Origin of the sequence: Shewanella goraebulensis, from assembly GCF_030252245.1 — a bacterium.
Classification (GTDB): domain Bacteria; phylum Pseudomonadota; class Gammaproteobacteria; order Enterobacterales; family Shewanellaceae; genus Shewanella; species Shewanella goraebulensis.
Window position 1 is genome coordinate 2,778,039 of the sequence record NZ_CP126972.1, and the last position, 13,892, is coordinate 2,791,930.

Below are 13,892 nucleotides of genomic sequence, written 5' to 3' on the forward strand. Positions count from 1 at the left end.
CGCCAATTGGCGCTTTTTTTTATCATTTGGCGGCATAACAAGGTAGAATATGCCCCCTTTGTTAGCAGTAGTTTTAAAAAAGGCAAACACATGGCAATTCAATGGTACCCAGGACACATGCACAAGGCTCGAAAAGAGATTGAAGAGGCGATGCCTCAAGTCGATCTTGTTATCGAAGTATTAGATGCACGTATTCCATATAGTAGTGAAAACCCTATGGTTTCGACCTTAAGGGGCGATAAGCCATGTATAAAACTACTGAACAAATCAGACTTAGCCGACCCTAAAGTGACGGCACATTGGATTGAATACCTCGAACGTGAGCAAGGCGTTAAAGCAACGGCCATTACTACTTTGCAACCAGGCCAAGTTAAGAGTATTCCAGATATTTGTCGTAAACTAGTTCCTTCGCGGGATAAACTCGAAAAAGATATTCGTACCATGATTATGGGGATTCCTAATGTCGGTAAATCTACCATCATTAACGCCCTTGCTGGACGTACGCTAGCTAAAACAGGTAATGAGCCTGCGGTTACAAAACGTCAGCAACGAATTAATTTGAAAAACGGTATCGTACTGTCTGATACTCCAGGTATTTTGTGGCCAAAAGTTGATAATGAAGCCAGTAGTTATCGCCTTGCTGTTACCGGTGCGATTAAAGATACCGCTATGGAATATGAAGATGTGGCCATGTTTGCCGCAGAGTACTTCTTACATGCCTACCCTGATGAAATTTGTGAACGTTATAAGCTTAAATCGTTACCTGACACAGACATTGAGTTACTTGAAGAAATTGGCCGTAAACGCGGTGCATTGAGACCCGGCGGTCGAATCGATTTACACAAAGCTTCTGAATTATTACTGCATGAATTCCGTTCAGGTAAAACCGGTTTATTGACCTTGGAAACGCCAGAAATGGCAGAAATTGAAAAGGCTGAAGTAGCCCGAGTGCTTGCAGAAAAAGAAGCGATTAAGCAACAAAAGCTTGAACAAGAAAGATTAAAACGCTCCGGTAAACGCCATCAAAATGACTAAATGTTCCTGACGACTTATTAAAATGGCGTTAGCAAAAAAGTAAACTTTAACGTCATTGAATGAAAGTAAAAGGCTTATCAGTTGATAAGCCTTTTTAATTTCAGTAGTAGACGCTATCCGTTATTAATTTTCTGCGCCAAACGACCTAAACTTGTATCTAATAAATCTAATACAATTTCAAAACCATTTTCGCCGCCATAATACGGATCAGGCACTTCTTCTACTCCATTAAGCTCATTATCGCCAAAAGATAATATCAACCTAATTTTATGTTGATATTCAACAGGGCAACGACTGAACAAATCCTCCAAATTACTGTTATCAGCAGCCAGAATTAAATCAAACCGATTAAAGTCTTCATTTGTGACTTTTCTAGCTTGCATACCACTGAAATCGAGTCCTCTAGCTTCACCGGCTTTTATTGAGCGGGGATCTGGAGGATTACCTTGATGATAGGCTGCAGTACCTGCGGAATCGATTTGCAATTCAAGTTGTAATTCATGGGCTTTATCTTTAAATACTGCCTCAGCGCTTGGAGAGCGACAAATATTACCAAGGCAAACAAACAACACAGATTTTACCTCAGCCAAATTTAATGGATTATCGCTATCCTTTATGCTTTTAGATGTAAGCTTGGAGTTCAATGTCGTTCCCTCTTGTTTTATTTAAGCTTAAAGTTAAAGTCTAATTATTCTGTTCTAAATTATTCTGTTCTAAATTAATCTGGCCTGATTATTCCAGCCTTAGTCGTAAAAAATGTGCAAAACGCGGTATACCATTTTTAGTGAACCCTAAATATTGGTAAGTCACTACCGCACCTATCGCTGGCGGGTCTGCTCTTTCTTGATCACTAAAACCACTGCCAATATTAAACCTTTTACCATCAGGCATTTCAACGGTGATAGAGCCCAATAACCCGGAATACTTGCCCTTACCTTCATTATGGGCAACGACCACCGCCTCAGCATCATACTTGGGTTTAAGTTTGACAATATTGGGGCTACGACCAATTGTATACAACGCCGTTTTTTTATGTAGCATCAAACCTTCACCTTGATTTTCTATCACCCTATCAAGTTCATTGTATAACTGCACTTGAGTAGTAAATTCTTGCTGAGGTATTTGCTGTATATATCTGGAATTTACTGCTATATGCTTCATCTTCGCAACTCGCTCACTAAAAGCACCGCCGTGTTCAGGCAAGTCGAAGATCATAAACGTCACTTGCTGCCATAATGGGCTTTCAGCTTTATGACTTCTCGATAGTGCTGAAACGGCCTCAAAGTCATTTCGCTTTATCCATAATTCGCCATCTATTTTTTCTTTTGGAAAATCGGCAGTAAACCACTCGGGGATAACAATAACTCTCCCCGAACGCGAGAGCATCTTTTCGCCATTCCAATAACCTCTCACTCCATCAAGCTTTTCACTCACATAATAATCGTTAACATTGATGCTTTTGTGAAAACGGCTAGCTAGTTGTATTGGCAGAGTGTCAGTGGCAAACCCACAAATAGGAATTAATAAATAGATGAACAGAAATATAATAGACAGTAAATATCTTGGCATAGTAGCATCCTTGCTAGTCATGTTAGCGAAATTGCGCTTTTACAGTATCAATTCTAGAGCCTGTTGATTGTAGTCAGGAAATCAAGCTTTGCTATTTTTATGGCAAGTAAAATATTTTTAATGGGTAGTAAAACAATTTCGCGAGAGCAAACAATCAAATACTAAGGTTAAAAATGAAACCAGTAGATAATCATGGGATAAAACGGGTCATCCGCGCCACAGGCTTTTCAATTCAAGGGCTCATCAGTGCGTGGAAAAACGAAGCTGCATTCAGACAAGAGCTTATTCTTGTGGTGGTACTGCTACCTATTGCACTATTAGCTAATGTCAGTTTAGTTGAATCCATTTTGATGATAATGACACTTTTTATTGTGCTGATAACAGAGTTATTAAACTCGGCCATCGAGGCGGTTGTCGATCGCATCAGCGATGAAATCCACCCGCTCAGTGGTCAAGCGAAAGATGTAGCTTCTGCAGCAGTATTTTTAAGTCTAGCTTTATGCGGCATCACCTGGTGCGCAATACTAGTGAATGCCTACATTTTGTAGGTTTGAATATTCCCAAGAGTTTTAATTTAATACTGCCTAAGTCATGTTTACATGAGGATTTGCTGTTAATAAAACAAACCTGACGCTATTGATAAGCTTTATCAGTAAGCAGTATTAGCGCTTGTTCAATTTCATCTAAACGCTCATTTTTCCCCCAATGAGCGGCATAAATATGTCGGCGCATAGGGTTTACGCCCTCGACTAAGAATATGTCGTTATTTTGTATTTTTGCCTTAACCATGGTTTCTGGTAAAAAAGCGCAGCCTCCATTACTCAGCATAAATTCACACGCAATTTGGGCTGAACTGGTATGTAACTTTGGCATAGGTAAGTTTGTTAACTCTTGTGCATGCATGATATTAAAAGCCGTTCCCCAATCTACTTTTATATATTGAGACTGTTTAAGACTATCAATGGTTTGCCCTTCTTGATGGCTTACCAACACCAAGTTCACTCGGTTTAACTTTGTGATTTCAATATCATCGATTCGCAATGGGTCGAAACTTAACGCGATATCTAGCGTTCTTTCAGACAATTGTTTCGACATCACTGCTGTCGAAATCACATCCATTCTTAGGGAAACATCTTCTAAGCCAGAACTTAATGGCTGCATAAAATCGTTTAAGAAACTATCCCAGACATTATGGCCTATACCAAGAGTAAGTTGCACAGATTGCAGCTTTGATAGCGACACATCTTGTTTGGCTCGCTCAACCGCAGTTAACACTGCATTGGCATGTTCTAACATTCGCTCACCAGCAGGCGTTGGCTGAATATTATTACGCTGGCGATCAAATAAAGACACACCTAACAATGTCTCAAGTTGTTTAACCCTAAAACTTACCGCGCTGCGAGTTAAAAATAAATTATCAGCAGCTTTGCCAAAATGCCGAGTTCGATAAACTTCTAAGAACGTTTTTAGTAAATCTGTATCCATAATGGCTTAATGCTCAAACGTGAATGTACTTAACCATGTTAATAGCGTTTTATAGCAAAAATATTGCAAAGAGTATTCAGCTACGATTTTTGATTGTGAACTAGGAATTTATAATTTTAAGTTGGGGTTTGTAATTGAAATTTCTACTCAAAATGCTGACTTGATACAAATGGTTCCAATCAGCAGTTTTTTGACAAAAAACAACAACTCATAAAAATTAACATTTTGTCAAATAAATGACTGTGAATTTGTTGAAAAAACTGAAGATTTTATAATTGTCTTATAAAGATATACAGTGTTTTCACGATTAAAAACATAGCTCTTACGTTACTTGGCAAGTCAAGTTTAATGATATTATTAATGTTATTTTACAGCAACTTAAAAGGGTAAGTCGAAAGGCGTAGTTTACTGTTCAAGTCATGAGATACGAACAAACATTGATCTAGGATCATTTTAAGGCAGATTTACACTAACAAAAACTTCACATCTGGTTACATAATGCTAGTATAAATACACAAAAAGATATAACCCTGATTATCCAATAAAAATAAAAAGCACGAATGGCTCAAGTTGAGCACATAATAAGTGCGGAGATAAAATGTTTAAGCGAGCCTCTTTAGGACTTTTAGCTGCAGTTTGTACTACCGGCCATGTAAAAGCTGATGAATATAAAATTACCATTGGTGCATTTTACGCTAGCTCAGATTCAACCATGCTAGTAAAAAGTGCAAAAGATACTGGTAATTACTATTTACTCGATTTTGAAGATGACTTGTTACTTACAGATGAACAGTTTCTTCCTTTCTTTGAATTCAAGTACAGTTTCAATGACCGTCATAATATCTACCTCGATTGGAAGTCACTTCACCGTAATGCCGATACACCGCAATTAGGTTTTGATATTGAAATTCCTGAGTTTGGCGACAATGATCAAAGCTTTTTAATCGATGGTAACGCTAAACTAGCCACCACACTCAATATTGATATTTTACGTTTAGGTTATGGTTATGATATTTGGGAAGGTGATAACTATACTGTAGGTGCCTCAATCGGTTTACACACAATGTTTATCGAAACCGTATTCGAAGGCACTATTGGTTTGTGTGAAGCCAATACCGATGCCAATAGCTTGTGTGATACCGCTACCCTAACTCCTAGAATTGTTGATAACGCCCTCACAGCACCTCTTCCCGATATCGGTGTTTATGCCAGTTACGAATTTTATCCTGGCTGGGTATTTAACACTCACGCGCAATACTTTGCGATTAAATACGATAATATCAAAGGTTCATTGGTCGATATTCGTGCTGGAGTTCAAGCTGAAATCTGCGAAGATTGGCACTTATCTTTAGCCTATAATTATTACGATGTAGACATTGATCTTGAACGCTCTCGTAGTGTTTTAGACAAAGAGTTTAGAACCTTAGACTACAATATTAATTACAGTTTCACAGGCCCCATGTTCGCCGTATCCTACTCTTTTTAATTTAAACTAAGCACCTAATGACAGGTGCTTTTTTATGGATTATGATTTAATAATTATGTCACTTTCAAACATCTTCGCTCATTATTTAATTTGCTAAGTGGCCCATTCACATTTGAGGGATTGAATGTCAAATGATCTACTAAAATCTGCCGCTTTTAATTTAAAAAAGGCAGTTCCTTTGATGTTAAAACACAGCATACCCACCACACCGACAAACTATGCTCTTTGGTATGCCTACGTTGCAGAATCAAATCCTAAACTAAATACCGCGCTTGATACTGTGATAGCACAGAATCAACAATATTCGCCTATATCCAGTGAATTACTTTACCGAGAGCACATCTCTGATCCTGTTGAGTTAGATGTACGCGACATGAGGCAAAACCTAGATGCCATGGTTTGTGAGTTATCGCAATCATTAAAAGACACCAATCATGACACCAGTAATTTCCAATCAAAAATAGAGAAAGAGTTCAGCAAACTAACCGAGCTTGAAAGTAAAGGTTTTTCTCTTGAGCAAGTGATTAAAGTGGTTCGTGGCATAGTGAATGAGTCCGCAAGTATTCATTCAAGTACGGTTAGCTTTACGCAACAACTAACCAAAGCTCAAAGTGAAATCGAAGCACTCAAGCAGCGTTTGGCAGAAACAGAAAAAGATGTGTTATTCGATGCGTTAACTGAAGTTCTTAATCGCCGCGCTTTCAATGAAGACATTAATGCCATGGTTAATCAATCTCCTGCTGGCTGCTGCATGATCCTTGCTGATATTGACCACTTTAAGCAATTTAATGATACCTATGGCCACCAGCTTGGTGACTTAGTTCTAAAGGTGGTTGCTAAACGTTTAAAAGAATCTTGCCGAGATGGGGTAAAACTTTATCGCTTTGGTGGTGAGGAGTTTGCTATTTTACTGCCAAATAGCAACCAACGTATTGCAAGACAATTAGCTGAAGCAATGCGCCGTTCTATTGAGAAACTCAGTGTTAAAGATCGACGCAGTGAAACGCGTATCGATAATATTACCGCGTCATTTGGTGTAGCGCAGTGGAAAGAAAAGCAAACAACTAGCCAGCTTATTGAAGCCACTGACAAGTTGTTATATGAGGCAAAACGACTTGGACGAAATAGAGTTATGCCCATTTCTAGCTAATCGCTAACATTAAACACCACTCGCTAATGGGAGTTATTCGTCATTAATAGATTTTATATTAATCGATGTCCGCTATTCATTTTTTTCGCCGTGACCACATAGCGATAATCACTACTAGCGGACAAATCTTCAAACGGATAGCAAGTAATTAAAGTAAGCTGGTTATCCGTCGTCATACTAAGCACTTCAGTTTGCGTTTCATGAACGATATCAATCTGAGTAATCAAATAGTTTTGTTGTAAACCATGTGGTGTTTCTAACTCTATAATGTCGCCTTTTTTCACTTTTTGTAGCGGTAAAAAGTGAGTATCGCGATGACCTGCAATAATCGTATTGCCCTGCTCACCTACTCCTGCGCCGCTCAATAATAAACTGGGACCAAAGGCGAGGTTTCTGCCTGAAGCGCCAGCCAATACAAACATTGGCTGACCAATAGGATACAAATCAGTTTCCTTATCGGCGTAAAGCTTTAACTTCCCCACAGGGTGAGTGTCAGCCCAACTCCATGGCTTGTGGGGTAATTGATCTTCTAACGTTTTACTCCATGCTTGCTCAATCAAATATTGAGCAAAATTGGCTTTAATTTGCATATATGCTCCTTGTGATAAAAAACTCACTCCTATAAGCGCCACACAACACGGTAAAATCCACTTGTACGACATCATAAAGCCTCCAACTTGCCACCTTTTGGTAAAACCAATCTCTGGCCTGGTAAATAGCCTTTTAACCAAAGTCCATGTAATAGCGCGATAATCAGTAAACTCAGACCAATAAGCATGTTTAATCGACTCGAGGTTGCCGTTTGGGGTAACACGCCTTGTGGTCGTTGCCAGCCATCTGGCAAATGTCTTTTAACCTGTAGATTTTGATTAAACTCGGCCATTGGGTTCACGGGGGTTTTATCGACAGCCACTAAACTGGTTTGTGAGGTCACTAAATGATATTTCATCCCTAAGGCTTCAACTTGAGATTTAACCCTCGGTAAGTTTGCTCTCGTTTGTGTGGCTTCAATTGCACTTATCTGCGCATTTGCCCATATCAAATCAAGACCTACTGCTTGTTTAGGGTTATTGCGACTAATCTGTTGCTGCCAAAATTGGCCTTGGCTATAACCTGAAACAATCAAATCCTGTTGGTTATATGAAGGCGATTTAAAGCTCACCAATAATGGTTCATCTTGATATAAGTCAGGGATTTGGACAGGCCAGTAATCAGGAACAGTCCCATCTTGGTATGTAAGTTTAATGTCGGTGCTCACTGGCTTTTCAATTTTTGCTAGTAGCTTAGCAATCTTGGTTTTAACTTCTGATGTTTTACCTATGTAGGTGTAGGTTCCTCGGCCAAACATGGCGGCACGTTCCATAAAGTAAGCATTTGGCGCTGAGCCTATACCCACAGTAAATAATCGGCTGTCACCTAATTCAGCTTCAATTTGTTGAAATAGCCCATGCTCATTACTAACAGCCCCATCGGTGATAAAAATAACTTGTCTTAAATGGTTCTGCGCAGAAGCACTTTCTTGCGTGCTATCGCCATAATTTGCTACTGCTTTATAATTTTGTACCGTTTCATTAGTTATTAGTGAAGCCGACAGTGCTTTACCTATCTCAGTACCACCGTTAGCCTCTAGCCCTCTCACAAATTGATTCGCTTTTCCGATATTCGAGCTTGTACCTAGCAAAGATGTCGCCGATAACTGACTGACCGAATGATTAAATTCAATGACATTGAACTTATCTTGGCTGGTTAATCCCGCTAAAGCATACAACATGGCTTGTTTAGCTTGTTTAAGTGAGCCACCAGACATAGAGCCTGAAGTATCAATCACCAGAATAAGTTCACGAGGGACATGAGATTGACCAATCCCTTCATATTGAGCTTCAAATTTACTTTCGAGTTGCTCTTGTGAGAAACCACTATCAGTAGCAAAAGACGGGGTTAACATAACTAAACCATATTCAACGTTATTGTGAGCTTGATGACTGTCACCTATTGTTTGCATATTCTTGAACTCATCACTTCCTTTAACCTGTCCTGAACGAGTATCAAGCGATGTTGCATGGGTTTGACCGCGCTGAGTAAATACCGCTGTCAGTGGCTGCGCACTTTCGATAACAGAATCATCTGCGCGCCAGGTTAATACAAAGTCTTTATTGGCTTTTTCTTGTTTAACAAATTCAATTTGCCACTTATTGTCAGCACCGGTTTTTGACACCTGATGATAGGGACTATCGATATTCGCTACATTAAAGCCCGCATCTAGCTCAATTGATAAGCTCACCGTTAAAGATTCTTTCTCTTTAGAATCGTCAAAATTATCAGCAATAAAAAACTCATTAGAAAAGTTAAAAATCGAAGTCGGCAAACTTGGCGATAATGACTCATAAAATGAGTTAGATAATGAAGATTCACTCGCTGAGGCTTTTCCAGTACCCTTAATCGCTGGCGAGTAGCGTGGATTAATGGTCATTGGGAAACGAAGGCTAAATTCACCCTCTTTATAAACCAACTTTTCTTGGTAACTGATCTCTACGGTCAAAGTTTCACTGGGACCAAGATTAGCGACTTCAGTGGTAAAAATATTTGGACGTTGCTGCGAAACAAGACTGGCTCTTTTTCCCTGCGCTTTGGCTTTTTCAAAAGTGGCTTTAGCGACATTTTTCGGTTGAATATCCCCCTCGATAACGCGTTCTCCAATAATTAAACGCATCTGATCTACCGCGCCATTATGCGGTAATGGAAATATATAACTGCCATTAATCCAAACTGTAGAGTCATTAGTAAATGTTTGCTTAACACTCACTCTATTTGTCCAGCCCGAGACTTTCATTTGCACATCGGTGCTCAGAGGCAAACTCTCAAACCGCTGACCATTATGCTGATAACGCAAAATACCTTGTGTCACCTTTTCGCTGTCTGCTTGCCCTTCAACTTCAACCATACGAGTATTGTTCGGTGACATTGCATGCACTGGAAATAACACATTCAATATCATCAGCACCACAAGGATTAATCCTGAACAGCCATAAGCAGCTATATTGTTAAATCGGCGAATACTTTCATTTTCTCGCTTGTCATTGTCTCGCTTGTTATTTGCGGATTCACTCACCTGATAACGGGTTACCCTTTTCATTATTTTCTCTCCATGAACTCAGCACTCCCCTTCGTAAAAACAATTCATATAAAACCCTGATAAAGCGATATTTATGCGAAATGTTTTACGAAGGCTGGATCGGTAATTAAGCTAAAATTAGTTCGCAGCGAGTGCTTCACCGACTGGCATGATTTTTAAGGTTACGCGGCGGTCAAAAAAGTCATTCTCAAAACTTTGCTGCGCATGTAAAGGCGCTGATGCACCGAAAGCTTTAGCGTGCAGGCGCTCAGATGACACACCTTGACTGACTAAGTAATTAGTGACTTCAATTAAACGTTGCTCTGAAAGTGCTTGATTAAATGTGCTATCACCGCGGCGATCAGCATAACCTGTTAAGTCCAACATCAACTCTGGAGATAACGCCATTAAATAGGCCACATCATCCAACTGCTGTACAAAATGAGGTTCGATAGTGGAAGAGCCTGTCTTAAACTGAACATTGAGGCCAATAGCTAGCTCTTGTAACTGTTGCTGCTGTGCTTCACGTAAATCTGTTAACTGCGATTGCACTAACAAATACTCATCTGTTACTTCCGCTAAAGATTGTTGCTTTTCATGTAATGCGGTTAATTCTGAAGTTTGAATCTCAATCGATTGTTGCTGCTGAGCCAATAGCTCTTTTTGGTTTTTAATTTCAGAGTCATCTCCTACTGTTTTGCCTATTAAGGTTCCGGCAAATGCGCCAATGATTGCGCCAACTGGACCGCCAACGACAGCGCCTAATACTGCACCTGAAGTCAGTCCGACTAACTCTTCTGTATGTTCACGTTCATCGGTGACTTCAGTTGCTTCAGTCATCAGATTGCTATCGTCTAGCATTTCATCATTAGCCACTGAAATGTTTGAGATAAATAGGCTACTGATAACGGCTACTGCGATTAATTGCTTTTTCATGGTGTTTTCCTTTTAAGTTCTATTAATGTCGTTTAATAAATGAGGCTTAAAATGTGTGTCTCATTCGATGTAGCTATTAAACACAATTGAAATGGCAACTAAGGGGCATAAAAATGGCAATGTGAGGATGAAATGTGGCAACAATATGGCAATTGCTTTGAGGCAATTTTTTTGGAACAGAAATCATGTATAGTCAGCCATATAAGTCATAATCAATGCTATTACATGAAAAGAATTGCCATCGTTGAAGATGAAGTCGCTATCAGAGAAAACTACAAAGAATTGCTACAACAGCAAGGCTATAATGTCCAAGGTTATGCTAACCGCCCTGCGGCTATGCTCGCCTTTAACGCCCGCCTACCTGATTTAGCTATTATTGATATCGGCCTAGAGAATGAAATCGATGGTGGTTTTACCTTGTGCCAATCACTCCGCTCCATGTCTAGCAGTTTGCCTATTATCTTTTTGACCGCTAGAGACAGCGACTTTGATACAGTTTGCGGCCTGCGCTTAGGGGCTGACGACTACCTATCAAAAGATGTGAGCTTTCCTCACCTTATTGCACGGATTGCCGCACTTTTCAGACGTTCAGAATTAATTGGCGCCGCTACGGTAGAAGACAACCTTATCGAACATGGGTCTTTAACCATTGATGGCAATCGTATTCAAGTGTATTGGGACCAACAACCGATTGAGTTAACCGTTACTGAGTTTTGGATGGTGCATGCGATGGCAAAACACCCTGGGCATGTCCGAAGCCGTCAAGACTTAATGCAAGAAGCAAAAATCTTTGTCGATGACAGTACGATTACTTCGCATGTAAAGCGTATACGTAAAAAGTTTATCAGTGCTGATAAAGATTTTAACTGCATCGATACGGTTTACGGAATGGGTTATCGCTGGGATAGTGTTAGCTAATGTTTAATATCCCCATTGGTCTTCGCGCCAAAGTTGTTATCTTATCTTTATTCCTACTTTGCTTGCCTTGGCTGGGGTATGAGTACGTGTGGGAAATGGAAAAATACCTACGTCATGGTCAAGAAAAAACCCTTGAGGGTACCACACAAGCATTAGCAACAGCATTGCATGAACGACCTAAACTATTTAATCATCAAGCGAGCTTTTTAAGCCAAGTAGAAAAAGGCCGCGACTTATATGCCTATCCATTATCAGGCCCCATTCAATTAGATGGGAAATTGATTGATTGGCAGCAGTATCAGCACCGTATGATTAATTACTCCAGTGAGCATGTGATTTTTAATCGTGATGAAAACCAACCTGTTGATATTAATTTTACCCATATGGTGGGTAAATATGGCGGTTACTTATATGGTTTTTTTGAGGTGCACGATAAGCAGCTTGTGTATCGCAGTAAAAACAGTCTGCGTGTGGATAAAAACGATCACTTAATCATTGCGACTCAAGCGCCTGATGGACTGTTTAAACGCTATATTGTGGCTAATATGCAAGATGGTTGGTTAAGCGCATTTGAATTGCCGCAAGACCCCACTCTCTCGATGCCCGTCACTCCAGAAATCCGCATACAAGGCCAATGGGTAGCGACTAAAGATGGCTATAATATCGAATTCAGAATGCCGCTATCTATGGTGGGCAGTAAGCTTGGTTTTGCAATTTATAACGTGGATGATGTTAAAACTCGCACAGTGAACACCATTATTGGCACATCGGCAATCGACTCTGTCGATCATTTAGGTACAGTCTTGGTGCCCTCTCCAGAAATTGAAAATATCATCAAAGGCATGAGCCACAATAGCTCACGTATTTGGGTGGTGGATAATCACGGTCGTGTATTAGCTAAGTCTGGAGACATTCGTGCCAGTAATAACGTTTGGTCATCAAGCTTAACTGAAACAGAAAATCGTAGCGCGTGGAGTCAATTTAAAAGCGATCATCTATTGCCTTTGTACTATAAGATTTTAACTAAACCACCGCAGGACTTTGTTGACTCTTTGCAAGACTCAACTGAACTCAGTGGCAGCCATATCCAGCAAGCACTAGATGGTAAACGCGGCTCAACTTGGCGATTAACTCCAGATAACAAAGCGGTAGTATTAGCCGCAGCCAGTCCTATTTGGATTGACGACAAAGTCATGGGTGCGGTAATTGCAGAAGAAACCACTCATGGCATTCGTACCTTACGAAATCGCGCCTTAGAAAAACTCTTTAATGTCATTTTAACCATCATGAGTATGGGCACACTTGCATTGTTTATCTTCGCATCGAGTATTTCTAGTCGTATCCGTAAATTACGCGATCAATCAGAACAAGCCATCGACAGCCAAGGTCGGGTAAAACAACAAATTGTGCCTTCTAAAACTCGTGATGAAATTGGCGACCTATCTCGAAGCTTTGCCAGTATTGTTGGTAGGCTGGGGCAATATACTCATTATCTTGAAAATATGTCGTCACGCTTGTCTCACGAACTAAGAACGCCTGTTGCAGTAGTGCGCTCATCACTTGAGCATTTAAGTTTGCAAACCCTTGAGCCTGCCAGCGAAAAGTATGTCGCTCGCGCACAAGAAGGCGTCAGTCGTTTGCATCTCATTTTAAATAATCTAAGTGAAGCCACTCGTCTAGAGGCCAGTTTGTCACACGTTGAACAAAGCGATTTTTCACTGCAACAAGTGGTCAGTGGCTGCATGCAGGGCTATCAATATACTTACCCTGACAATGAGTTTGCCGTAGACATTAACGATAGCTCAATGTCGATGCACGGCGTACCTGAGTACATTGCCCAACTAATGGATAAGCTAATCAATAATGCTATTGAGTTTAGCACTGAAGATCCCATTGAAGTGTCACTGAAACTCACAGGCAAAACAGCTAAATTAACCGTTAAAAATCGCGGACCACTGCTACCTTTTGATATGAGTGAACAAATTTTTGAATCCATGGTGTCTATCAGACCCCAAGGTGTACAGGCAAAACCCCATTTGGGATTAGGTTTGTATATCGCAAGATTAATCACTGAGTTTCATCAAGGCAGTATTCGAGCGCAGAACTTAACTGACGATTCAGGCGTCGAGTTTTATTTAGAATTTCCAGTAACAGAATCAAAATAAGCATTATTATCATCCTAGCGCTTTATTATGGCCGTA

The 13,892-nt window shown here is 40.1% G+C and carries 12 protein-coding genes; 6 read left to right on the forward strand and 6 right to left on the reverse strand.

Features of this window, described 5'->3' with window-relative positions; genetic code table 11:
* The first annotated feature begins 90 nt into the window (after window positions 1-90).
* The gene (ylqF, locus tag QPX86_RS11690) at window positions 91-1,035 is read left to right on the forward strand and encodes a ribosome biogenesis GTPase YlqF (RefSeq protein ID WP_285162779.1); all 945 of its coding nucleotides are present in this window, start codon (window positions 91-93) and stop codon (window positions 1,033-1,035) included.
* Between the two features lie 113 nt (window positions 1,036-1,148).
* Here the strand turns inward: ylqF and QPX86_RS11695 are convergent, their stop codons facing one another.
* Window positions 1,149-1,625, reverse strand: a complete 477-nt coding sequence (locus QPX86_RS11695) for a low molecular weight protein-tyrosine-phosphatase (protein ID WP_220754539.1) — start codon at window positions 1,623-1,625, stop codon at window positions 1,149-1,151.
* 142 nt (window positions 1,626-1,767) lie between these two features.
* Window positions 1,768-2,604 (reverse strand): DNA ligase, encoded by an 837-nt coding sequence (locus tag QPX86_RS11700; protein ID WP_285162780.1) that lies wholly within the window; start codon window positions 2,602-2,604, stop codon window positions 1,768-1,770.
* A 173-nt stretch (window positions 2,605-2,777) separates the two neighbouring features.
* Here QPX86_RS11700 and QPX86_RS11705 point away from each other — a divergent pair, with 173 nt between their 5' ends.
* Window positions 2,778-3,152: a diacylglycerol kinase gene (locus QPX86_RS11705; RefSeq protein ID WP_220754495.1), complete on the forward strand. Its 375-nt coding sequence runs from the start codon at window positions 2,778-2,780 to the stop codon at window positions 3,150-3,152.
* 85 nt (window positions 3,153-3,237) lie between these two features.
* Here the strand turns inward: QPX86_RS11705 and QPX86_RS11710 are convergent, their stop codons facing one another.
* Complete coding sequence (locus QPX86_RS11710) at window positions 3,238-4,089, reverse strand: LysR family transcriptional regulator (protein ID WP_285162781.1); 852 nt, start codon at window positions 4,087-4,089, stop codon at window positions 3,238-3,240.
* A 598-nt stretch (window positions 4,090-4,687) separates the two neighbouring features.
* Between QPX86_RS11710 and QPX86_RS11715 the strand changes: the two genes are divergently transcribed.
* Both QPX86_RS11715 and QPX86_RS11720 read left to right on the forward strand, forming a co-directional pair.
* Window positions 4,688-5,575, forward strand: a complete 888-nt coding sequence (locus QPX86_RS11715; RefSeq protein WP_220754497.1) for a hypothetical protein — start codon at window positions 4,688-4,690, stop codon at window positions 5,573-5,575.
* Between the two features lie 124 nt (window positions 5,576-5,699).
* On the forward strand, window positions 5,700-6,725 hold the full coding sequence (locus QPX86_RS11720; protein ID WP_285162782.1) for a GGDEF domain-containing protein: 1,026 nt from the start codon (window positions 5,700-5,702) through the stop codon (window positions 6,723-6,725).
* Between the two features lie 53 nt (window positions 6,726-6,778).
* Here the strand turns inward: QPX86_RS11720 and QPX86_RS11725 are convergent, their stop codons facing one another.
* The 3 genes from QPX86_RS11725 to pdsO all read right to left on the reverse strand — a co-directional run bounded on the left by QPX86_RS11725 (window position 6,779) and on the right by pdsO (window position 10,773).
* On the reverse strand, window positions 6,779-7,390 hold the full coding sequence (locus QPX86_RS11725) for a class GN sortase (RefSeq protein WP_407696586.1): 612 nt from the start codon (window positions 7,388-7,390) through the stop codon (window positions 6,779-6,781).
* Window positions 7,387-9,858: a marine proteobacterial sortase target protein gene (locus QPX86_RS11730; RefSeq protein ID WP_285162785.1), complete on the reverse strand. Its 2,472-nt coding sequence runs from the start codon at window positions 9,856-9,858 to the stop codon at window positions 7,387-7,389. Before QPX86_RS11730 ends, QPX86_RS11725 begins: the two co-directional genes overlap by 4 nt.
* Before the next feature lie 117 nt (window positions 9,859-9,975).
* A complete protein-coding gene (gene pdsO, locus QPX86_RS11735; protein ID WP_220754500.1) occupies window positions 9,976-10,773 on the reverse strand; it encodes a sortase-associated OmpA-like protein PdsO in 798 nt (265 codons plus the stop codon).
* A gap of 225 nt (window positions 10,774-10,998) precedes the next feature.
* Between pdsO and pdsR the strand changes: the two genes are divergently transcribed.
* Window positions 10,999-11,691 (forward strand): proteobacterial dedicated sortase system response regulator, encoded by a 693-nt coding sequence (pdsR, locus tag QPX86_RS11740; protein ID WP_220754501.1) that lies wholly within the window; start codon window positions 10,999-11,001, stop codon window positions 11,689-11,691.
* Window positions 11,691-13,856 (forward strand): proteobacterial dedicated sortase system histidine kinase, encoded by a 2,166-nt coding sequence (gene pdsS / locus QPX86_RS11745; RefSeq protein WP_285162786.1) that lies wholly within the window; start codon window positions 11,691-11,693, stop codon window positions 13,854-13,856. Before pdsR ends, pdsS begins: the two co-directional genes overlap by 1 nt.
* Window positions 13,857-13,892: the final 36 nt, after the last annotated feature.